Source organism: Caulobacter sp. FWC2, from assembly GCF_002742625.1.
Taxonomy (GTDB): Bacteria; Pseudomonadota; Alphaproteobacteria; order Caulobacterales; family Caulobacteraceae; genus Caulobacter.
This window is the reverse complement of sequence record NZ_PEBF01000001.1, coordinates 423,069-443,062: the sequence shown is the minus strand read 5'-3', so window position 1 is coordinate 443,062 and position 19,994 is coordinate 423,069. Positions and strand designations below refer to the sequence as shown.

The window sequence follows — 19,994 nt, the reverse complement described above, 5'->3', positions numbered from 1 at the left end:
CGACCGCTCAAATGCAGACCTTCCCAAGGTCAGAGAAGAGTCAACAGCGGAGTCCCCTGTGTCGCGCAAACTCGGTTCGCTTTCATCCTCTGCCACCGATCACCACGACGCTGGCCTCCGGAGCCCAGCCTTTCATGATCCTCGGCAATGCTCCCTCTTCAGGCCGGTGTTTTGCGCGCCGTACCCACTCCTCGTCGCTCACCGGCGTATCGCTCAATACCCACCCCCAGGTCTGGCGCACCGGCACGGTGTGGGTCTCCCCACGCTTCTGAAGTTGATCCAGCACGTAGCGAACGCGGTCTTCGATAGGTTGCTTATCGCCCTGCGACGGACCTTCGTCATCGCGCAGCGCATTGACCATCTGGGCCTTGGTTAGCGGGGCCTGCGCGCGTTCGAGTAGACGGGTGATGAACGGGATGTCCGCGAGAACGCCCGCTAAGCGCTCGGAATAGTAAGAGAATTTTGATGAGAACGCATAACCGATAGTCGCGACATCAAGGGTAGTACGCGGACCCATACGGTGCTTGATGTCGCGTTCGACGATGACATCGGCCAGGCTCAGCATTTTGGTAAGCGAGCCTTCGACGGTGAGGTGCACCACCGCGCTTCCTCGACGATCAGCCGTCGCGAGATCCGGGTTCAGCGTGATGACGTCGACCATAGTACGCAGCGTGTCACGAGCGATCACAGCGTCTCGCTCGCCCCCTTGAAGGGTATTTGAGAGGTCGGACACCATCTCACGAAGGCGAGCGACAATTGCGTCGGCCTCTAGGCCTGCGGGTGATGCCGGCGGGCGCTGCTTCAGCTCCAGCTCCAAGCGCTGGCGCTCCTCCTCCAATGCGTTGAGCTGCGTCAGGAGCGCTTGTTTTGCGAACGGCGGTGTCGCGCTATCGTTGATCATCGGCCAAAGGTTCGCGATCTGGATGCCGATTTGCTCAAGCCTACGCTCGCCTGCCAGCCTCTGTTGCTGGAGGGCCCCAGAGGCTTTCTCGGCCTCCGTGCGGTAGGCGTCGATGCAGGGCTCGATGAGCGCGGGCTGCAGGAGTTTCTCGGACAGCCCCTGAAGCACTGCGCGTTCAGCGTCTTCGCGAGGAATGCGACAACGGTTTTGGCAGTCCGCGCCCTTAACGTTACGTCCGGTGCACGCGAGCCTGCCGCTCAAGACGATCATTGTCTCGCCGCAATGCCCGCACCGGTACTTACCGGTGAACACATATTGAGCCTTCTTATATTTGAAGAAAGCGCTCTTCTTGCCTGCGAGCAGTCCCTGAACCTGGTCGAACAAGTCCCGCTGGACAATGGCCAAGCTGGGATCGAACGCGGTGACGATTTTTTCCGCCGGAGCCTGTTTGTTGGCGATCTTGCCCTTCCTGCGTTTCCGTTCGGTCTTACCCCAACGGATTTCGCCGACGTAGATCGTGTTGCGAAGGATGCCGCCGCCAATCTGCTTGGCCCCCACAAGCGCGCCAGGACGCCAACCCTTTCCGCGCGGACCAGGGACGCCTTCCCGATTCAAGTTTGAACAGATCTGGTTCGGCGAAAGCCCGGCTGCAGTTTCCTCAAAGATGCGCTGAACGACGAGCGCCTTCTTCTGGTCGGCCTCTCGAACTCCGTTACGACCGTCCTGACCAAAGACCTTCCTATAACCGTAGGGGACGTTGCCAGAGGATCGGCCGGATTCGATCACTCGCACCTGCCCGCCACGGCTGCGATAGGCGGCCTCCTCGACATCCTTCGAGTTCTTGAAGGCGCCAACCATCACATCGACGCCCTCGACCAATCGGCCGCCGGCGACAGTGCAGACATCGATGCCAAGCTCAGCCAGCTCGTCAAATAGGGCGTGCGTGTCCCCGGACTTTCGGGAAAGGCGGCTGATGTCTTCCACTAAAAGGACTTGAAAGGTCCCTTCCTCGGCCGCTGCCATCATTTGAAAGAAGCCGGTCCGCCCCACAAATGTTGTGCCCGACCGCTCTGCGTCTTCCCACGTTCCAGCGACTATCCACCCACGGGTAGCCGCAAAGCGCTCAGCATTGATGACTTGTCGCTCGATCGACTCTTGAGTCTGATTTTGAGTGGAATAGCGCGCATAGATACCCACGCGCGTTCCAGCAGGCGGCATTGATGTCCCCACGTTCACGCACCCATCGTTGACAGCACGGATCGCTGGGCGGCTAGGCGGGCCAAAGCCAAGGCCATGGGTAATAGCGCGCGCTGATCCTCGTTCATCGCGCTCCCCTGCTCGCCTTCATCTCGGCGGCGCCTTTCATCGAACAGAAGCGCTTCGAGGCGATCAGGGCGGTGGACCGCCGTGTTTGCGGCTGGTGGCGCATTCAACGGTTTATGCCGGTGCGGCTCATCGCACTGCGGCAGAGTGTCGGAAATCTGGGCCATCTCGCCTCCTTATTGTGAGCTGAACACACAATTAGAAGTGCCGATCGCTGAATTAGGAGTCAAGAACACAATTCAAGTCATGGGGGTCTGCGTTACGGCCTTACGACCGCTTCGTGCAGAGCCAACAGTGTCGGTAGTCCGACCTCTATCGTTATCGAGCAGTCCATGAGGGTAGCGTCGGCGTCCTCCGCGGCGCGGTCGGGCACCGCGTAGTATTCATGGAAGGCGTCATCCTCGCCCAGACTAAGCCACGGGTTTCCTAAATGAATCTCTGCCGCAACGCCTGGTACGTAGCACACGATGCGGACTAATCTGCCGTAGCCAGGGGTGCCGCGCTTAACGGCAGAGGTCAGCTTCTTCGCCACTCGGCGGGCCGAAAATTCAGCTTCAGAGAGCCCCTCTTGTTCTGAAGCCTTCGCAGCATACGTCCCGTGCCACCGCTCAACTTCCGGAGCATGCTCGATCAGCTTCTCAAGGGTGCCGGCGAAGCCTTTTGTATCGCGAAGAAAGGCCAGTGAGGGCGCGAGATCCTCACGTTTCATCCGATCAACCCGATCCCAAGGAAGCGGCTGGAGCGAGCGTAGGTGATGGACCGCAGCAACTGCGCCTTGAGGACTGCTATCGCCACACACGCCCATAAGAAGCGTAGCGGCATCGGAAAAAGCCATGATGGATGCGCCCACACCACGGCGGGTCGATGAGATCAGCCCCGCATCTCTGACCTGCCGAGCAATATGGGCGATGGTCTTCTCGCCCCTCCTGTCATGCTCAGCGATGGCGCGAACTAGGCCGGGCAAGCGAGCCATTCGAATCTCTCCAGATCCCTGAAATGGGGGCATTGTGATTCCTACACCAAATGCCTTGCGCAACAAACCCCATTGTGTGTAGAAATCACAATAGAGTTTGGAGTGTTGGAGTGCGGGGGTAAATGGGGCCTGCGAGAGGAGCTCGACAAAGATGAGCGGGGAGATGGATTTCACGCCCCAACTGCCTGCGAGTTGGCCGGCGCTGATGGGGCGCGAGATGCTCTGCGCCTATCTATCGCTAAGCGAATCCGCGCTGCGCGCCATTTGCCCTGTGCCTCCCATAGACCTGGGCATTCGGGTGCGTCGATGGAAGCGCTCCGACATCGACAGCTGGGTGGAAGGCCTGCCCTTGCGCGCCCAAACGTCGTCAGGGACGCCGACTGCAGCTGACACCCAGCCAACCGCTCCCGCCGAAATCGCCGGCCATCAGCGCCGATCCAACGCCCTTGAGCGCGCGCAGCAGCGCGCTGCTCGCAACGCAGGTAGACCAAATGACCGAAAGAAAAGGACCGCCCCACGTTCAGCGCGTTAGGAGTGGGGGCCGTGAGCTCCTCTACTTCCGCCGGGGCCAGATAAGGCGCCGCTTGTACAGCCCGGACGGCTCGCAAGCGCTCCATGAGGAAGTCGTGGCGATTATCGCCGAGCTCGATCGCGTGGATGTCGCGCAAACGCCGATTGCGGGCACCATCGGCGGCTTGCTGCGCACCTACAACCGCTCGACCGACTTCCTCGCCCTAAGCCGCGCCACCCAGCGCGACTATCAGCGGCGCATCGACGAGATCGAAGCGGACTTTGGCGATGTGCTGCTCGGCGATGTCACCCTGGCCTTCACCAACGGCATGAATGACGTCTGGGCGCGCCGGGGCCACAGGGTGGCGAACATGAACATGCAGGTGCTGAAGAACGCGCTACTTCCCGCCGTCATCGACGGCCGGTTAGCCCAGGACCCGTTCCGACTGATCAAGAAGGTGAAGCGCCCGCACGACAAGCCGGAGAAGAATCCGATCTGGGAGACAGGGGAATTCCAAGCCGTCGTGAAGCTGGCGTTGGATCGCAAAATGCCTGGGTTGGCGCGAGCCCTGGCGCTGGCGCGCTACGGGGGGTTCCGAAGAGGGACGATCTGCAAGCTACCGCTTAATGCCCGCACGCGCGGCTTCGATGATCAAGGCCGAGAAGAAGCGAGACTCTACTGGCTTACGGAAAAGCGTCGGGTGGTTTGCGACAAGCCCGAGGACCCGCGTCTGACGGCGCTTCTAGACAGCACGCCCAACCAAGCGCTGACGATTGCCTACAACGCGCGAAAAGCAGCCTTCAACGAACGTGCCCTCAACCAGGCGATTGATCGCCTGATCGACGCCCTAGCGACGACAGGCAAGATTCGGCCGAACCTCACGCTGCACGGCTTGCGCCATACGCGCGGCGTCGAGTTGGCGACGGCTGGAGCCAGCGATGCCGAGATCATGAGTCAGCTTGAGCATACGTCGACCAGGGCGGCCGAAATCTACCGACGGCAAGCCGATCGGCGAGGGTTGGCGAACTCGGGGCAGGCCAAAATCGACCAAGCGATAGCAAGGCAGATCCAAAAAGCGAAAAAGTCCACGGCGCATTGAGAACGCGGGCAAAGAACGCCACGTGAACGCACGCTGTAAATAGGACTGTAAAAGGCTGTAAATCCCGCCCTCAATCACATGCCCCTCTGGGCTTAAGTGATTGGAAGATATGGCGCGCCCGGAACGATTCGAACGTCCGACCCTCAGATTCGTAGTCTGATGCTCTATCCAGCTGAGCTACGGGCGCGCATTGCCTTTCGGCGAGGCGGGGGAAGTAGCCCGTCCGTTTCGGGAACGCAAGCCCGGTTCGCAGGAAAATTCGAAAAGTTTCGCACGCCAGTGTTCGCTCGGCGAAACGCTCTTGCCGCGCAACGGTTCAGGGCGTGGGATTGAGGCCGCTTGCAGACGATCTGGACGTGACAGCGTCGCTTGATTGGTGTCCATGGAACGCCTCGGGGCGGCGGGCAGGCCATCCCCAATGTTCGCCCTCGTCCGCCATAGAGGATCCGTATGCGTCGTTTCGTTTCCCTGCTCGCCCTCGCCGCGTCACTCCAACTGGCGCTGGCTCCGGTGTCCGCCGCCCACGCCGAGTCGATCCCGCTGGGCATGCCGAAGGCCAGGCCGATCTCCACCTCGACGCCCGCCAAGGGCATGGTCGCCGCGGCCAATCCGCTGGCGGTCGAGGCGGGCCTGCGGGTGTTGCGCGACGGCGGCTCGGCCGTCGACGCCGCCGTGGCCATCCAGGCGGTGCTGGGCCTAGTCGAACCGCAGAGTTCGGGTCTGGGCGGCGGCTCGTTCATGGTCTTCTACGACGCCAAGACCGGCAAGGTGACGGCCTATGACGGCCGCGAGACCGCGCCGGGCGGCGCTTCGCCGGACATGTTCATGGGACCGGACGGCAAGCCCCTGCCCTTCGTGAAGGTGCTGCTGTCGGGCCGCTCGTCCGGCGTGCCGGGCGCGGTGGCCATGCTGTCCCAAGCCCAGAAGGAACATGGCAAGGTCGCCTGGAACACGCTGTTCAAGGACGCCGAGAAACTGGCCGACGACGGCTTCGTCGTCAGCCCGCGCCTGGCCGGCATGATCGTCAGCCGCGCGCCGCAGGCCTCGCAGCCGGACGCGTTGAAGTACTTCACCAAGCCGGACGGAACCCGCTATCAGGCCGGCGACGTGCTGAAGAACCCGGCCTATGCGGCGACAGTGCGCAAGATCGCCGCCGAAGGCCCGGCGGCCCTGCTGGACGGCCCGATCGCCCAGGCGATCGTCGACCGCCTGCACGAGGGCGAGCTGCCCAGCAGCATCACCCTGGCCGACTTGAAGAACTACAAGCCGCGCGCGGCCCCCGCCCTTTGCCGGCCGTGGAAGGTCTATACGGTCTGCGTGCCCAATCCGCAGTCGTCGGGCCTGGCCGTGATCCAGGCGCTGCGGATGCTGGAGCATACCGACATCGGCAAGCGCGGCCCGACCGATCCGGTGGCCTGGACCCAGCTGGCCCAGGCCGAGCGGGTCATGTACGCCGACCGCGACCGCTATGTCGGCGACCCCTCGTTCGTGACCGTGCCTGTCGACGGCCTGCTGGATCCCAAATACGTCGCCGAGCGCGCCAAGCTGATCACCGATACGGCGGGCGCCGCCCCGCCATTCGGCAAGCCGAAGGGCGCGCCGAAGGTCGGCGTCGACATGACCAAGGAGCCGGGCGGCACCACCCACCTGGTGGTGGTCGATCCGGCCGGCAATGTTGTGTCGATGACCACCACGGTCGAGAGCATCTTCGGCAACGGCCGGATGGTGAACGGCTTCTTCCTCAACAACCAGCTGACCGACTTCTCGTTCTCGCCCAAGGAGAAGGACGGCGCGCCGGCCGCCAACGCCATCGCGGCGGGCAAGCGTCCGCGCTCGTCGATGTCGCCTATCATCGTGCTGGACAAGAAAGGCAAGTTCCTGGCGGCCGTCGGCTCACCGGGCGGCAACGCCATCCTGTCCTATAATCTCAAGGCCATGGTCGGGCTGTTCTACTGGAACCTGAACATGCAGGAGGCCGTGTCGCTGCCAAACGTCGTGGCGCGGGGCGACAGCTATTCCGGCGACGCCGAATGGTTCGGCCCCGCCATGCTGTCGGCGCTGAACGCGCGCGGCGTCAACATCAAGGTCGGCCAGGTCGAGGGCTCGGGCCTGCACGGCGTGATCGTGCGGCCGGGCAATGTGCTGGAGGGCGGCGCCGACCCGCGCCGCGAAGGCGTGGCCAAGGGGCTCTGAAGGCCCTCTAGACCTAGGTGCGGGCCTGATGCTCTTCCAGGCCCGCCTCGACCTCGGCGCGGGAGAAGACCTCCTCCTGGCCGTCGACGAGCAGTTCGGTGTCGGAGGCCTCCTGCACCGCGACCATGGCCGCCACGCGGCGCAGGGCGGTCGGGACGTCGGGCGCCTCGACCGTGATCTCGTGGATCGGCGCGCTGTCGGCCGAAGCGCCGATCTTCACCGCGATGGTCCAGGTGGTCGTCATCGGACTCTCCTAGGTCGCTGACGCATCAGCCTTGTCGTCCGGTTCCGGCAGCGGTTCGGGCGCGCCGGCCAGGGTCAGGTCGAACACCGAGCCGCCCGGTCCGGTCTCGACCAGGGCCAGGTCGCCGCCATGACCCTGGGCCAGCTCGCGGGCGATGGCCAGGCCCAGGCCCGTGCCGCCGCGACGCACCGAGCCGACGAAGGGCTGGAACAGGTTGGCGCGGGCGCGCTCGGGCACGCCGGGGCCGTCGTCCGACAGCCGCAGGATGCTGTGGCCGACGTCGCGGCGCAGCTCCACGAACACCTTGCCCTTGCCGCCCCGATCGGTCGCGCCCTCGATGGCTTCGCGAGCATTGCGGAACAGGTTGGTCAGGATGCGGTGCAGCTGGTCCGGATCGGCCAGCAGCAGCTCGCGCGGACCGATGACGGTCTCCAGGGCGACGCCCTGAGAGGTCAAGCCGGCGTCCTCCGCAGCCATGTCCAGGGCTGGGCGCAGCGGGATAATCCGCGTCACCGGCTCGGGCTCCTTGGACTTGCCATAGGCCATGACGTCCGAGGCCAGGGTGATGGCGCGGTCCAGGGCCCGCTCCAGGCGCGGCAGGGCCTGGGCCACCTTGGGGTCGCCGAGGGCGGCCAGGCGGTCGGAGGCCATCTGGGCGCTGGTCAGCATGTTGCGCAGGTCGTGATTGATCTTGGCCACCGCCTCGCCCAGGGCGGCCAGACGGGCCTTGGAAGCCAGCGCCGCCAGCAGGTCGACCTGCATGCGGTCCAGCTCGGCCTCGGCGCGGCCGATCTCGTCGCGACGCTTGGAAACGGCGATGCGCGCCTCCGGATCGCCGGGGTCGACGCGAAAGGCTTCCATGGCGCGGGTGATCCGCTGCATGGGCCGGACCAGGAAGACGTTCAGGAAGGCGTAGACGAACAGGCCGGCCAGGGCGGCGACGAACATGGTCACGCCGGCCAGCCGCCAGAAGTACTCGACCAGGGCCGCCTTCAAAGGCGCGTCCGGAACCACGACCTCGACGAACTCGGCCTTGCGGAAGCGCGGCTCGGCCATCACGCGGACCATGCTGCCCTTGGGGCTGGTCAGAGTGAAGAACGGCGCGGCCAACCACGAGCCGGGGTTCTGGCGGCGGAGGTCGACGAGATAGGGCGTCTTGAACGGCTGCTTGGGCGGCAGGACGAGGCGGCGCGCGCCCTCGGCCTGGACGGCGACGGTGACCGCCCCGGCCTGGTCGAACATCTGGTTGGCGACGGCGTCGCTGACCCGCAGGTCCGGATCCGACTCGGCGATGGTCGAGGCCAGCTCCCCGGCCCGCACGCGATCCAGCAGCCACTGCTCCTCATAGGCCGCCAGGGTCGGCGGCAGGATCAGCAGGCCGCCGAAGGTGACGACGATGGCGGTGAACAGCAGCAGGCGCGCCGACAGGCCGCCGGGCCACGGAAATCGTTTCCTTGGCGGGGCGGGCTCAGTCTCTGACGGCGAAACCGTTTCGACCATCCGGGGCGGCTACTTCTCGTCCAAGGGCTGTGGCAAGGGCGCTGTTTGGCGCTGCTTGCGCCAATGGCGCCACAACGGCGGCAGAAAGGCCAGAACGCCCATGCCGACAATGGGAAGATAAATCCGTGGCGAGAAGAGGGTCTCCATGGTCACCGGCCCGCCTTGCGCGAAGAGATGGCCAAGTCCCGCGCCGATGCCGGCATAGACGAAGGAGCTCGGGATCATGCCCAGCAGCGAAGCCAGGACGAAGGCGCGGGCGGGAATGTTGGCCACGCCGGCGGCGACATTGACGATCAGCAGCGGGAAGGCCGGGATCAGGCGCAGGGTCAGAAGGTAGTTGAAGGCGTCCTTTCGCAGCCCGTCGGCCACGCGCGCCAGGAAGGCGTCGGGCTTGCGACGCAGGACGTCGCCGAACGCGGTGCGGAAGACCAGATAGGTCACGGTCGAGCCGCCCGTGGCGCCGGTGACCGCAGCGAAGCCGCCGCCCAGGGGGCCGAACAGGAAGCCGCCGGTCAGGGACAGGATCAGGGCGCCAGGCAAGGAGACGGCGACCGAGCCGACATAGATCGCCAGATAGATCGCCACGCTGAGCAGCGGCCGCTCTCGCGCGAAAGTCTGCAGCGCGGTTCCCCGAACGCGCAGCTCCTCCAGAGACAGGTGATCGGTCACCCCGCTGGCGAAGGCAGCCACGAACAGGATCACGATGACCGCGAGCGGGCCGAAGCGGCGCAGCAGCGTCAAAACCCTTTCACGCGTCATGCGGCGCCGACCGCGTCCTCGACCGCGGCGAAGCCATCGGCGCGCAGACGGGCGGCCAGGTCGCGCTTGATGCGGGTGACCAGGCCCGGCCCGCCATAGACCAGGGCCGAATAGAGCTGCACGGCGCGCGCGCCGGCGCGGATCTTGGCGTAGGCCCCGGCGCCGTCGGCGATGCCGCCCGCGCCGATCAGGGCGACCCGGCCGGCCGCGGCGGCGTGGAAGCGCTTCAGCACCAGGGTCGAGGGCGCCAGCAGCGGCTCGCCGGACAGGCCGCCGCTCTCCTTGGACTGAGCCGACCTCAGAGTAGCCGGGCGAGCGATGGTGGTGTTGCTGACGATGATGGCGTCAAGGCCCGCATCGACCACCGCCTCGACAATGGCCTCGATCTCGCCGTCTTCCAGGTCGGGCGCGACCTTCAGGAAGATCGGATAGTCGGCGCCCGAGGCGACCTTCATCGCCGCGCGGGTCTCGGAGATGCGGCCCAGAAGCTCCTCCAGCGCCGCTTTGGTCTGCAGGGCGCGCAGGCCTGGCGTGTTGGGCGAGGAGATGTTGGCGGTGAAATAGTCCGACAGCCCCCACAGGCGGGTCAGGCCCGTGACATAGTCCTCGATACGGTCGCTGGCGTCCTTGTTGGCGCCAATGTTCGCGCCGACCACACCACCCTTACCTTGGCGCGCCTTCAGCCGCGCCGCGAAGGGATCCAGGCCGCCGTTGTTGAAGCCCATGCGGTTGATCACCGCCTGGTCCTCGGTGAGCCGGAACAGGCGCGGGCGCGGATTGCCGGCCTGGGCCAGCGGCGTGACGGTGCCGGCCTCCACGAAGCCGAAGCCGGCGGCCAGCATGGGATCGGCGACCTCGGCGTTCTTGTCGAAGCCAGCGGCCAGGCCCACGCAGTTGGACAGCTCCAGGCCGGCGATCTTCACCGCCAGGATCGGATCTTCGGGACCGCTCTCGCGCGGTCCCAGGCCCATCTTCAGGCCCCGGATGGCCCAGCCGTGGGCGTCCTCGGGGTTCAGGGCGTGCAGGGCGCGCGCGGCGATGTCATGCAGGCTCATGCGAGGTGATCGCCCAGCTGAGGAACGCCATCGGCGTCGAGACCAAGATCGGCCTCGGTGATCACGTCGCTGACCAGAAGCGGGCGATAGAGGTGCGGGAACAGGGCGCCGCCGCGCGAGGCTTCCCACTTCAGGTCCGCGCCCAGGCCTTCGGCCTCGACACCCAGCAGAACCAGGTTCGGCTGGTCCTTGAAGTACTTGGCGGCGGTTTCCTGGGCCTGGTCGGCCCCGGAGAGGTGGATAAAGCCGTCCTGATGGTCCACGGCCGAGCCCTCGAAGCGGCCGGCGGCCTTGGCGGCGTCCCACTCCGCGCGGGACAGGATCTTGTAGATCAGGGTCATTCGCCGCCGGCTCCGCCGTTCTCGTGTGCGTAGAAGAGGTGCTCCAGCGCCGGCCCCTTGTCAGTCCAGCCGAACACCACGGTGGTCGAGGTCGGGAAGCGGCTGCGCAGCTTGTTGGTGTGGATCGGCGAGGCGTCGCCTTGCAGGGCCAGGCGCAGGGCCAGCTCGTGCAGGCCGGGATTGTGCCCGACCACCATCACCGTGCCCGCGCTGTCGGCGTGCGCCTCGATCATCTGGACGACGTCTTCCGGATCGGCGTGATAGAGGTCTCGCAGATGCTCGACCTGCGCGGCGGGAAAGCTCGGCGCGACACGCTCGGCGGTTTCACGCGTGCGGCGGGCCGAGGACACCAGCATCAGGTCGGGCGCGACGCCGGCCAGCGCCAGCACCTGGCCCATGACGGCCGCGTCGGCCCGGCCGCTGTCGGCCAGGGCGCGTTCGAAATCGCCGCCACTCGCGGCGTGCCGCTCGGCCTTGCCGTGGCGCATCAGGATCAGTCGCTCCATGCGACCTCCATAGCCGTCCCTCGCCTTGTCAGGAAGCCGGTGGTTGACACCTTGTTCGCCAAGGGGTCCAAGGCGGGCCATGGCTGCGCTCGATCTGGTTACACCCGCCGGCGGGGGAACCTGGCGGTTTCCCGCGAACGAACCCCTGCGGCTCGATTCGGGCGCTATGCTTGAAGGCCTGGAGATCGGCTACCAGACCTATGGCCAGCTGAACGCCGACAAGTCCAACGCCGTCCTGATCTGCCACGCCCTGACCGGCGACCAGTATGTCGCCTCGCCGCACCCGACGACGGGCAAGCCCGGCTGGTGGCTGCGGATGATCGGTCCCGGCAAGCCGCTGGACCCGGCGCGGCATTTCATCATCTGCACGAACGTGATCGGCGGCTGCATGGGCTCGACCGGCCCCGCTTCGATCAATCCGGCGACCGGCAAGGTCTATGGCCTGGCGTTCCCGGTCATCACCATCCCCGACATGGTTCGCGCCCAGGCGATGCTGGTCAGCGCCCTGGGCATCGAGACCCTGTTCGCCGTGATCGGCGGCTCGATGGGCGGCATGCAGGCCCAGCAGTGGGCGGTGGACTATCCGGAGCGGCTGTTCAGCGCCGTCGTGCTGGCGTCCGCTTCCCGTCACTCGGCCCAGAACATCGCCTTCCACGAGGTGGGCCGCCAGGCGATTATGGCCGATCCCGACTGGCGCGGCGGCGCCTATGCGGAACACGGCGTCCAGCCCGGCAAGGGCCTGGCCGTGGCGCGGATGGCCGCGCACATCACCTATCTGTCCGAGCCCGCGCTGCAACGGAAGTTCGGCCGCGAGCTGAAGCGCGATGGCCTGTCATGGGGCTTCGACGCCGACTTCCAGGTCGAGAGCTATCTGCGCCACCAGGGCGCCAGCTTCGTCGACCGGTTCGACGCCAACAGCTATCTCTACATCACGCGGGCCACCGACTATTTCGACATCGCCGCCAGCCACGGCGGGGTGCTGGCCAAGGCCTTCACCCGGGCGCGCGACGTGCGCTTCTGCGTGCTCAGCTTCTCCAGCGACTGGCTCTATCCCACCGCCGAGAGCCGTCACCTGGTCCGCGCGCTGACCGCGGCCGGGGCCCGCGCCGCCTTCGCCGAGATCGAGAGCGACAAGGGCCACGACGCCTTCCTGCTGGACGAGCCCGTGATGGACGCGGCGCTGGCGGGCTTCCTGAGTTCGGCCGAGCGTGACCGGGGGCTGATTTGACACCAAATTCCCAGAATAAAGTCCGCGAGGACTTCCGCGAGATCCTGCGCCTGGTGCGCCCAGGCTCGCGCGTGCTGGACGTCGGTTGCGGCGAGGGCGCGCTGCTGGACCTGCTGAGCCACGACAAGCAGGTCGACGGCCGTGGGCTGGAGATCAGCGCTTCAGGCGTAGCCGCCTGCATGGCGCGCGGTCTGTCGGTCGTGCAGGGCGACGCCGACCTGGATCTCGACCACTTCCCAGACCGCTCATTCGACTACGCGGTGCTGTCCCAGACCCTGCAGGCGACGCGCCATCCGCGCCATGTGCTGGACGAGCTGCTGCGCATCGCCGACCGGGCCATCGTCTCGTTCCCGAACTTCGGTCACTGGCGGGTGCGCTGGTCGCTGCTGAGCCGAGGCCGGATGCCCGAGACCAAGGCCCTGCCGATGCCGTGGTGGTCGACGCCGAACATCCACCTCTGCACCCTGGCCGACTTCCTGGCCCTGACGGCCGAGCTGAACCTGCGCGTCGACGCCTGCGCCGCCTTCGCCGGAAGTGGTCCGGCCCGGCCGATGAACCCCGCCAGCGCGCTCGAGAACTGGCGGGCCGAGAGTTGCCTGTTCATGCTCAGCCGCAACGGCGCGACGGCCCACGGAAAGTCGTCCGACAAGGAACTTCCGCCCGTCTCGGGCGATCTCTTCGACGGATGAAGACCCTTCGTCTCATGACCTACAACGTCCACCGCTGCGTGGGCACGGACCGCAGGCTCGATGTCGAGCGTGTGGCCGAGGTCATCGCGGCTGAAAAGCCCGATGTCGTCGCCTTGCAGGAGCTGGACGTCCTGCGCGCCCGCACCAAGGGCGTCGATCAGGCCCACCGCCTCGCCGAACTGCTGAAGATGAGCTTCCACTTCCATCCTGCCATGACCGTGGAGGAGGAACTCTACGGCGACGCCATCCTGACGGCCCTGCCCGAACGGCGGGTCAAGGCCAAGAGCCTGCCGCTCTACAAGCGCGTGCCCGGCCTGGAGCCGCGCGGGGCCTTGTGGGTCGAGGTCGAGGTCGGCGGAACCAAGGTTCAGATCATCAACACCCACCTGGGCCTTATCCCGCAGGAACAGAAGCGCCAGGCGGCCGCCCTGCTGGGTCCCGACTGGATGGGCGCGGACGAGTGGCTGGCCCCGGGCGTGGTGCTGGGCGACTTCAACGCCACGCCCTATTCGGCGACCTATCGGATGCTGCGGACAGCCCTGCGCGACGCCCAGGCGCCGACGCCGAGCTGGCCGCGCCCCGCCACGGCGACCTTTCCGTCCAGCTTCCCGTTCATGCGCATCGACCACGTGTTCCTGACCAAGGGCCTGGAGACGCGCGGCGTCAGCTCTCCGTTCAGCCCTCTGGCCCGCGTGGCCTCCGACCACCTGCCGCTGGTGGTCGAGCTGGAGATCACGGCTGAAGCCGCCCGGGAGGCGCCGGCGGCGGCTGGGTAAGCCGGGCGATGTCACGGCGCAGGCGAGCGCGACGGCCCCACGGGCGCCAGGCGTCGTCGGGCGCGATGGCGTCGCCCAGGCTCCAGTCGGCGATGAACTTCTCAACGCCGCTCAACTTGCGCGTCCGCACGGGCTGCAGCCGGCGCGGCGGGCCGCCCTTGACGTCCAGCGCATTGATCGCCGCGCCCAGCCCGCCCTCGCGCTCGATCGCCTCCAGCACGTCCTGGGCGGAGCGGTCGATGAAGTGACCGACCAGGCGGCCCAGGAAGGCGCGCACCGTCTCGCGCTCGATCTCGCTCCTGGCCTCGAAGGCCAGGTCGCACTCACTGTCCAGACCGATCGAGCGGTTGTTGAGGTTGGCGCTGCCGATCCGCAGCATCCAGTCATCCATGATCGCCACCTTGGAGTGGACGATGATCGGCGCGCCCTTGGGCGTATGGGCCGAGAAGGCCGAGAAACGCCCATGGGTGTCGACTTCGCGCAGGCGGTTGATGGCCGAGGTCCGGGCGCTGTCCATGGTCATCTGGTCGAAATAGCTGGGACTGCGCGCCGGTCCGATCGTGACAACCTCAGGCCCATCGGGCTCGGCCAGGCGTTCGGCCAGGGCTTCGACGATGATCGGCGAGGTCAGGTACTGGTTCTCCAGATAGATCAGCCCTTTCGCGCGCCGGATCGCCGAGAGGTGCAGCAACAGGCATTCCGTGATCTCGGGCCTCCCCTGCCACGCGGCCGAGGTGCGGGCCACCGCGACGGGCATCCGGCGCAGGTCGGGCAAAAGGCCGTCGGGCCAGGGCGTCTCGTCGGGGCGGTCCGGGCGCTCGATCGGATCGCCGCCCGAGGCTTTCCAGCGGTCGACGAACAGGTCGGCCATCGCCTCGCCCGCCCGGCCGTCGACCAGCATCGAGACCTCGTGCCGGGCCGGATAGTGTCGCCCAGTCGGCAGGCGACGCAGGGGATTGTTGTCGAGGTGACGGGTGTCATCCCAGCGGTCGACGCCGATGTCGCCGCCGCTGACGAGGGCCGTTACGCCGTCGACGATCACCGCCTTCTGGTGATGGCAGGCGCTGGCCGGCAGGGTCGCGTCCAGGCGGTACTTCACCCGCGATCCGGCGAAGAAGGCCGCGCCGCGATGCGGGCCGAACAGCTGCGACGCGGCGATCGGGAACGGCATGTCCCAGGTCAGCACCCGGACGTCGAGCGCCGGGTTCAGCGCCGCCTGCCGCCGCAGGATCAGGCCGATGCGGTCGGCGCGGCTGGGATCGCGGCTGCGTCTGACCCGATCGGGATCCAACCGTGTCAGGGGATCGAACACCCAGGCCAGGATCCAGATCGACTTCCTGGCCGACAGGATCAACGGCTTCAGCGCGTCGAACGCCTCGTCGTTGTCGATGAACAGGGCAACGCGATCGGCGGGCTCGACCCGCCAGCAGTTGTATCCCGGTTGGAAGACGGAAGTTCCCGGATCCATGTCGCCCCAAATCGTCGCGAACCACGACAACGCGCGGGGCGGCTCATGGCTCCGCTTGTCTTATCCCGCGATGGCCGCCGCGTCGCGTTCGCCGGTGCGGATGCGCAGGGCCTGTTCCAGATCCATGACGAAGACCTTGCCGTCGCCGATCTTGCCCGTGTTGGCCGTGCGCTGCAGGGCTTCGATGACGGGCTCCAGCACGTCGGTGGGCACGGCGATCTCCAGCTTGACCTTCGGCAGCAGCTTCACCTCGTATTCGGCGCCGCGATAGACCTCGGTCTTGCCCTTCTGGCGGCCGTAGCCGCGCACCTCGGTTACAGTCAAACCCGACGCGCCCGCCTCGGTGACCGCTTCGAGCACCGCATCCAGGCGGCTCGGCTTAATCACGGCGACGATCATCTTCATGGCGCGGTTCCCGGGGAGCGAACGGTTGTTAGGGATATAAGCTAGGCGTCCGAGCGCTTCGCTCCAAGTAAGATCAGCCGTCCCGACTGCTTGGCGCCTGAGGAACAGGCGCCTGATGAGTTGAAACGGTCCGCCCGCCGTCGTGCCGCGCGGGGGTAGGTCCCGCCGGACTGGGCAGCAGGACGCCTGGCGCGAACACCCGGGCGCGGGCGCGATGGCCGCGCGGCTTGACCGCGAAGGTCTGCTTGATCGCTTCCATCAGGATCACGCCGGCGAAACGCGGCCACAGGCGCGCGCCGACCTGCTCGAAACCCTCGGCCCAGGACGCCATGGCCTCGACCGGTGGCACATAGAGGGCTCGCGTCCAGCCGGCCGGTTCCAGGTCCGCCTCGCGAATCAGCGATTCCAGCTGGCTGCGGCTATAGGGCCGGCCGTGGCCGAACGGCGTGGTCTCTGCCCCCGTCCAGACACCATCGCGCGACGACACCGCCACGATCAGCCGTCCCGTGGGAGCCATGACCCGCCCAATCTCGGCCAGCAGGGCGGCCGGGTCGTCGGCCTCTTCCAGGGCGTGGACGGCAAGGACCCGGTCGAACATGGCGTTGGGCAGCGGCAGGGCGGTCTCTTCGACCAGGCAGGCCTGGTTGCGGCCACCGTGCGGCCAGACCTCGACGCCCTGCTGGGCCGGCATGGCGGCCACCACGCGACGGGCGTTGCCTCGAGCGGCGTCCAGGAACGGCGTGGCGTAACCGACGCCCAGCACGTCGAGGTCCCGCGTATTGCCCCAGGCCTCCTCCACCTTGCGCGTGAGCATGGTGCGCGCCGCGCGCCCCAGCGGGGCGGCGTAGAAGGCTCTCAGGTCGAGCACGTCGCGGCGCATTGAGTCTCCCGAGCGTCGAGGTCATCCTTGTAGGCGCGCCGGCCGAGGCGCGATAGAGCAAGCCCGTCATGCCCCTGACCGTTCACCAGTTCCCCTGCCTGTCCGACAACTACGGCTTCCTCGTTCGCGACGAGGCCAGCGGCAAGGTCGCGACCATCGACACGCCGGACGCCGAGGCGATCCTGGCCGAACTGGACAAGCTGGGCTGGGGCCTGGACCTGATCCTCAACACCCACTGGCACCCGGACCACGCCGGCGGCAACGAGGCGCTTAAGAAGGCCACGGGCGCGTCCATCACCGGCCCGGCCGAAGTGACCCGCATCGCGCCGCTGGACCGGGTTGTGCGCGGCGGCGACGTCGTGCTGCTGGGCGAGACCCGATTCTCGGTCATCGACGCTGGCGGCCACACCCTGGGCCACATCGCCTATCACGACGCCGCCGACGGCGTCGCTTTCGTCGGCGACACCCTGTTCGCCCTGGGCTGCGGTCGCCTGTTCGAGGGTACGGCCGAGCAGATGTGGGAGTCGCTCTCCCGCGTCACCGCCCTGCCCGACGACACCGTCGTCTACTGCGCCCACGAATACACCGCCTCGAACGCCCGCTTCGCCCTGTCGGTCGACGAAGACCCGGCCCTGAAGGCCCGCGCCAAGGCGGTGTTCGCGGCCCGCGAACGCGGCGAAGCGACCGTGCCCACCACCATCGGCGCCGAGAAGGCGACCAACCCGTTCCTGCGCGCGCCCTTGCTGCGGCCGGACGCGCCGACCCCCGCCCAGGCCTTCGCCGAGATCCGGGCCGCCAAGGACAGCTTCAAGGGATGAGTAGCGTGATCGACTCCAACAACACCGGGCGGGGGATCGCCGGCGACCTGGGCGCCAAGGAAATCATCCGCATGCTGGACATGCAGCCCCATCCCGAGGGCGGCTGGTACAAGCGGACCTTCGAAGACGAACCCGGTCCGGACGGCCGCGCCTATTTCACCTGCATCTATTATCTGCTGGAGGCCGAGCAGATGTCGGCCTGGCATCGGGTCGACGCGGTCGAGACCTGGCACTGGTACGCCGGCGCGCCGATCTCGATCACCCTGTCGCCACCCGACGGCCAGGGCGCCACGGCCTATGTGCTAGGTCCGGACCTGCGCGCCGGCTGCCGCCCGCAGGTGGTGGTTCCGACACTGTGGTGGCAGACGGCTGTCAGCCTGGGCGCCTGGACCCTGGTCGGCTGCACCGTCGCGCCGGGCTTCCGCTTCGAGGGTTTCGAGCTGGCCGCGCCGGACTGGAGCCCTTCGAAAACCTAGAGCGTGGCAGCCGAAAGTGTGAGCGGTTTCGGCGCCTGCCACGCTCTAAATGTTTGAGATAGAGCCTGTTTATCCGTTTCTGATGGTCCCATCAGAAACGGACAGGCTCTAGCCCCCCATACCTGCGTCAACCGGTCGCGGATGCTCAGATAGGGTACCCATAGTGGGCAACTTGGTCGCATGGCGTCGTTCATCGAGCCATGCAATCCTTTTCACGTCGCGTTAAAACGACGACCCTGGGGAACCGAGTCACCTATGTCTGATGAGTATTTCAACGCTCGCGCGGCTAGCCGCTACGCGACGGATTACATTCTGCGCTGGGTCGAGATCGCCAACGAAGTCCACGGTTCGGACCTCCTGTACGCCCTCGTTTTCACCACCCTTTGGGCCGGCAACTGCTCGCATATCCGCGGCGGCCTCTACGCCGACGTCGACGAGGTGCCGCCGGACCATGAGCGCCGCCCGCTGACCGTGCGCCAGGTCGCCGACTCGCTGGCCCTGCCCTACGAGACCGTGCGTCGCCGCTTCGTCGAGATGCTGGAGAAGGGCATGGCCCAGCGCGTCGGCCGCGAGGGCTTCATTGTCCCGCAGTCGGCCTTGGCCAAGCCCGAAGTCCTGCAAGGCCTGAAGCGTTCGCACCAGAGCCTGGCCCGTTTTCTCAAGGAACTGAAGTCGATCGGCGTCGAAGCGACGTAGGTCGCCGTCGACGAGGCGCCCTAGACACTGGAGCCGCGCACCACCAACTCGACCGGCGCGAAGGTCGCGGGCGCGTCCTCGCCGGCCATGCGGCGGAAGAGCAGATCGACCATCGACCGCGCCCCGGACGCCAGGTCCTGACGGATCGTGGTCAATGGCGGATTGCTGTGCCGGGCCAGGACGATATCGTCGAAGCCGACCACCGCGACGTCGCCCGGCACGCTCTTGCCGGCCTCGGTCAGGGCGCCGATCGCCGCCAGGGCGATGACGTCGGAGAAGGCGAAGACGGCGTCGAAAGCCACGTCCGTCGCCAGGAAAGCCGCTATCGCGCCTTGCGCCTCATCCATCGTGAAGGGCGTAGGAACGACCAAGGCAGGGTCGAATGGGAGACCCGCCTCGGCGAGGCCCCGCTTGTAGCCTTCGAAGCGCTGGGCGGCCTCGGGCGCTTGAACGCCGCCGAGGAAGGCGATGCGCTTGCGGCCGGCGGCGGCCAGGTGCGCGGCGGCCAGGCGCCCGCCTTGGACATTGTCGCTGCCCACGGCGCAATAGCGCTGGCCCGGCTGTTGAGCGCCCCAGACCACCATGGGCTTGTAGGTATCGGCGACGAGGTTTAGCGCCTCGTGCTGGGTGCTCTGGCCGATCAGGACGAGGCCGTCGGCGCGATGCGACTGGATGATGCGGTCCAGCCAGCCGGGTTTGGTGACGACCACCTTGTTCAGGAGGACGGAATAGTCGCGGCGGGTGATCTCGTCGGCCAGCCGTCCGAACATCTCCAGGAAGAATGGATCGGAGATCATCTGCCCGGCTTCGTGGACCAGGGGGATGATGACGCCGATGGTGTCGGTTTTGCGCAGGCGCAAAGACCGCGCCGACTGGTTGACGACATAGCCGTGGGTCTGGGCGATCTCGACGATCTGGTCGCGCAGCGTCTTGGGGATCAGCGGATTGCCGGCCAGGGCGCGCGACACCGTCGAGATCGACACGCCAGCCATGCGGGCGATATCGGCCATCTTCAGCCGTGCGCGTTCAGGGACCTCGGCGAGCTCGGGGCTATCCATGGGCAGACAATAGAACCTTGCGGATGCACGAAAAGCCCCGCTGGCGTCGCACTACTCCGGGTCGAGTCTGCCCGAGCGGCGCCGTTGGAGGCGTA

General features: G+C 66.8%; 21 protein-coding genes and 1 tRNA gene. 8 read left to right on the top strand and 14 right to left on the bottom strand.

Annotated features, from left to right (window positions below; genetic code table 11):
- Nucleotides 1-82: 82 nt before the first annotated feature.
- The 3 genes from CSW62_RS02285 to CSW62_RS02275 all read right to left on the bottom strand — a co-directional run bounded on the left by CSW62_RS02285 (nt 83) and on the right by CSW62_RS02275 (nt 3,371).
- Complete coding sequence (locus CSW62_RS02285; RefSeq protein ID WP_158235378.1) at nt 83-2,098, bottom strand: recombinase family protein; 2,016 nt, start codon at nt 2,096-2,098, stop codon at nt 83-85.
- A gap of 35 nt (nt 2,099-2,133) precedes the next feature.
- Nucleotides 2,134-2,391, bottom strand: coding sequence for a hypothetical protein (locus CSW62_RS02280; RefSeq protein ID WP_099575594.1), 258 nt, complete (start codon nt 2,389-2,391; stop codon nt 2,134-2,136).
- Between the two features lie 92 nt (nt 2,392-2,483).
- Nucleotides 2,484-3,371, bottom strand: a complete 888-nt coding sequence (locus CSW62_RS02275) for a hypothetical protein (RefSeq protein ID WP_143324320.1) — start codon at nt 3,369-3,371, stop codon at nt 2,484-2,486.
- Between the two features lie 410 nt (nt 3,372-3,781).
- On the opposite strand from CSW62_RS02275, the gene CSW62_RS02270 reads away from it, so the two are divergent.
- Nucleotides 3,782-4,807 (top strand): tyrosine-type recombinase/integrase, encoded by a 1,026-nt coding sequence (locus CSW62_RS02270; RefSeq protein ID WP_233206590.1) that lies wholly within the window; start codon nt 3,782-3,784, stop codon nt 4,805-4,807.
- Nucleotides 4,808-4,917: 110 nt separating this feature from the next.
- Here CSW62_RS02270 and CSW62_RS02265 read toward each other — a convergent pair.
- Nucleotides 4,918-4,994 (bottom strand) — tRNA-Arg (locus tag CSW62_RS02265).
- A 263-nt stretch (nt 4,995-5,257) separates the two neighbouring features.
- Here CSW62_RS02265 and ggt point away from each other — a divergent pair.
- Nucleotides 5,258-7,000, top strand: a complete 1,743-nt coding sequence (ggt, locus tag CSW62_RS02260) for a gamma-glutamyltransferase (protein ID WP_099575592.1) — start codon at nt 5,258-5,260, stop codon at nt 6,998-7,000.
- Nucleotides 7,001-7,013: 13 nt separating this feature from the next.
- Here ggt and CSW62_RS02255 read toward each other — a convergent pair whose 3' ends face one another.
- Genes CSW62_RS02255 through CSW62_RS02230 form a run of 6 tightly spaced genes read right to left on the bottom strand, consistent with a single transcriptional unit; the run spans nt 7,014 to nt 11,405 of the window.
- Nucleotides 7,014-7,244 (bottom strand): hypothetical protein, encoded by a 231-nt coding sequence (locus CSW62_RS02255; RefSeq protein ID WP_099575591.1) that lies wholly within the window; start codon nt 7,242-7,244, stop codon nt 7,014-7,016.
- A gap of 9 nt (nt 7,245-7,253) precedes the next feature.
- Nucleotides 7,254-8,744, bottom strand: coding sequence for a HAMP domain-containing sensor histidine kinase (locus CSW62_RS02250; RefSeq protein WP_099575590.1), 1,491 nt, complete (start codon nt 8,742-8,744; stop codon nt 7,254-7,256).
- A 9-nt stretch (nt 8,745-8,753) separates the two neighbouring features.
- Nucleotides 8,754-9,503, bottom strand: a complete 750-nt coding sequence (locus CSW62_RS02245; protein WP_099575589.1) for a TVP38/TMEM64 family protein — start codon at nt 9,501-9,503, stop codon at nt 8,754-8,756.
- Nucleotides 9,500-10,558 carry a quinone-dependent dihydroorotate dehydrogenase gene (locus tag CSW62_RS02240; RefSeq protein ID WP_099575588.1) on the bottom strand — a complete coding sequence of 353 codons (1,059 nt, stop codon included), beginning with the start codon at nt 10,556-10,558 and terminating at the stop codon, nt 9,500-9,502. Before CSW62_RS02240 ends, CSW62_RS02245 begins: the two co-directional genes overlap by 4 nt.
- The gene (locus tag CSW62_RS02235) at nt 10,555-10,899 is read right to left on the bottom strand and encodes a DUF952 domain-containing protein (RefSeq protein WP_099575587.1); all 345 of its coding nucleotides are present in this window, start codon (nt 10,897-10,899) and stop codon (nt 10,555-10,557) included. The genes CSW62_RS02240 and CSW62_RS02235 overlap by 4 nt, the downstream gene beginning before the upstream one ends.
- A complete protein-coding gene (locus tag CSW62_RS02230) occupies nt 10,896-11,405 on the bottom strand; it encodes a histidine phosphatase family protein (RefSeq protein ID WP_099575586.1) in 510 nt (169 codons plus the stop codon). The genes CSW62_RS02235 and CSW62_RS02230 overlap by 4 nt, the downstream gene beginning before the upstream one ends.
- A 79-nt stretch (nt 11,406-11,484) precedes the next feature.
- Here CSW62_RS02230 and CSW62_RS02225 point away from each other — a divergent pair, with 79 nt between their 5' ends.
- The 3 genes from CSW62_RS02225 to CSW62_RS02215 are packed head-to-tail and all read left to right on the top strand — an operon-like array spanning nt 11,485 to nt 14,098.
- Entirely contained in the window at nt 11,485-12,633 is a 1,149-nt protein-coding gene (locus tag CSW62_RS02225; RefSeq protein WP_099575585.1) for a homoserine O-acetyltransferase, read from the top strand.
- Entirely contained in the window at nt 12,630-13,322 is a 693-nt protein-coding gene (gene metW, locus CSW62_RS02220; protein WP_099575584.1) for a methionine biosynthesis protein MetW, read from the top strand. The genes CSW62_RS02225 and metW overlap by 4 nt, the downstream gene beginning before the upstream one ends.
- The gene (locus CSW62_RS02215; protein WP_099575583.1) at nt 13,319-14,098 is read left to right on the top strand and encodes an endonuclease/exonuclease/phosphatase family protein; all 780 of its coding nucleotides are present in this window, start codon (nt 13,319-13,321) and stop codon (nt 14,096-14,098) included. The genes metW and CSW62_RS02215 overlap by 4 nt, the downstream gene beginning before the upstream one ends.
- On the opposite strand, the gene CSW62_RS02210 is transcribed toward CSW62_RS02215, so the two are convergent.
- The 3 genes from CSW62_RS02210 to CSW62_RS02200 form a co-directional block, all read right to left on the bottom strand.
- Complete coding sequence (locus CSW62_RS02210) at nt 14,055-15,566, bottom strand: phospholipase D-like domain-containing protein (RefSeq protein WP_099575582.1); 1,512 nt, start codon at nt 15,564-15,566, stop codon at nt 14,055-14,057. The two genes, CSW62_RS02215 and CSW62_RS02210, sit on opposite strands and share 44 nt — an antisense overlap.
- 60 nt (nt 15,567-15,626) lie before the next feature.
- Nucleotides 15,627-15,971, bottom strand: a complete 345-nt coding sequence (locus CSW62_RS02205; RefSeq protein WP_010918409.1) for a P-II family nitrogen regulator — start codon at nt 15,969-15,971, stop codon at nt 15,627-15,629.
- A gap of 73 nt (nt 15,972-16,044) precedes the next feature.
- Nucleotides 16,045-16,851 (bottom strand): class I SAM-dependent methyltransferase, encoded by an 807-nt coding sequence (locus CSW62_RS02200; protein WP_099575581.1) that lies wholly within the window; start codon nt 16,849-16,851, stop codon nt 16,045-16,047.
- A gap of 68 nt (nt 16,852-16,919) precedes the next feature.
- Between CSW62_RS02200 and gloB the strand changes: the two genes are divergently transcribed.
- The 3 genes from gloB to CSW62_RS02185 all read left to right on the top strand — a co-directional run bounded on the left by gloB (nt 16,920) and on the right by CSW62_RS02185 (nt 18,841).
- A complete protein-coding gene (gloB, locus tag CSW62_RS02195) occupies nt 16,920-17,669 on the top strand; it encodes a hydroxyacylglutathione hydrolase (protein WP_099575580.1) in 750 nt (249 codons plus the stop codon).
- Between the two features lie 5 nt (nt 17,670-17,674).
- Nucleotides 17,675-18,145 carry a cupin domain-containing protein gene (locus CSW62_RS02190; protein WP_369827417.1) on the top strand — a complete coding sequence of 157 codons (471 nt, stop codon included), beginning with the start codon at nt 17,675-17,677 and terminating at the stop codon, nt 18,143-18,145.
- 255 nt (nt 18,146-18,400) lie between these two features.
- Complete coding sequence (locus CSW62_RS02185; protein WP_099575578.1) at nt 18,401-18,841, top strand: hypothetical protein; 441 nt, start codon at nt 18,401-18,403, stop codon at nt 18,839-18,841.
- Nucleotides 18,842-18,861: 20 nt separating this feature from the next.
- Here CSW62_RS02185 and CSW62_RS02180 read toward each other — a convergent pair whose 3' ends face one another.
- The gene (locus CSW62_RS02180; RefSeq protein ID WP_233206775.1) at nt 18,862-19,851 is read right to left on the bottom strand and encodes a LacI family DNA-binding transcriptional regulator; all 990 of its coding nucleotides are present in this window, start codon (nt 19,849-19,851) and stop codon (nt 18,862-18,864) included.
- Nucleotides 19,852-19,994: the final 143 nt, after the last annotated feature.

Coding starts and splice junctions, on each gene's coding strand:
- CSW62_RS02255 (WP_099575591.1), bottom strand. CDS start 7,244: ATGACGACCACCTGGACCATCGCGGTGAAGATCGGCGCTTCGGCCGAC.
- CSW62_RS02180 (WP_233206775.1), bottom strand. CDS start 19,851: ATGGCCGATATCGCCCGCATGGCTGGCGTGTCGATCTCGACGGTGTCG.
- CSW62_RS02240 (WP_099575588.1), bottom strand. CDS start 10,558: ATGAGCCTGCATGACATCGCCGCGCGCGCCCTGCACGCCCTGAACCCC.
- CSW62_RS02215 (WP_099575583.1), top strand. CDS start 13,319: ATGAAGACCCTTCGTCTCATGACCTACAACGTCCACCGCTGCGTGGGC.
- ggt (WP_099575592.1), top strand. CDS start 5,258: ATGCGTCGTTTCGTTTCCCTGCTCGCCCTCGCCGCGTCACTCCAACTG.
- CSW62_RS02245 (WP_099575589.1), bottom strand. CDS start 9,503: ATGACGCGTGAAAGGGTTTTGACGCTGCTGCGCCGCTTCGGCCCGCTC.
- CSW62_RS02230 (WP_099575586.1), bottom strand. CDS start 11,405: ATGGAGCGACTGATCCTGATGCGCCACGGCAAGGCCGAGCGGCACGCC.
- CSW62_RS02235 (WP_099575587.1), bottom strand. CDS start 10,899: ATGACCCTGATCTACAAGATCCTGTCCCGCGCGGAGTGGGACGCCGCC.
- CSW62_RS02210 (WP_099575582.1), bottom strand. CDS start 15,566: ATGGATCCGGGAACTTCCGTCTTCCAACCGGGATACAACTGCTGGCGG.
- CSW62_RS02185 (WP_099575578.1), top strand. CDS start 18,401: ATGTCTGATGAGTATTTCAACGCTCGCGCGGCTAGCCGCTACGCGACG.
- CSW62_RS02225 (WP_099575585.1), top strand. CDS start 11,485: ATGGCTGCGCTCGATCTGGTTACACCCGCCGGCGGGGGAACCTGGCGG.
- gloB (WP_099575580.1), top strand. CDS start 16,920: ATGCCCCTGACCGTTCACCAGTTCCCCTGCCTGTCCGACAACTACGGC.
- CSW62_RS02250 (WP_099575590.1), bottom strand. CDS start 8,744: ATGGTCGAAACGGTTTCGCCGTCAGAGACTGAGCCCGCCCCGCCAAGG.
- CSW62_RS02205 (WP_010918409.1), bottom strand. CDS start 15,971: ATGAAGATGATCGTCGCCGTGATTAAGCCGAGCCGCCTGGATGCGGTG.
- CSW62_RS02280 (WP_099575594.1), bottom strand. CDS start 2,391: ATGGCCCAGATTTCCGACACTCTGCCGCAGTGCGATGAGCCGCACCGG.
- CSW62_RS02200 (WP_099575581.1), bottom strand. CDS start 16,851: ATGCGCCGCGACGTGCTCGACCTGAGAGCCTTCTACGCCGCCCCGCTG.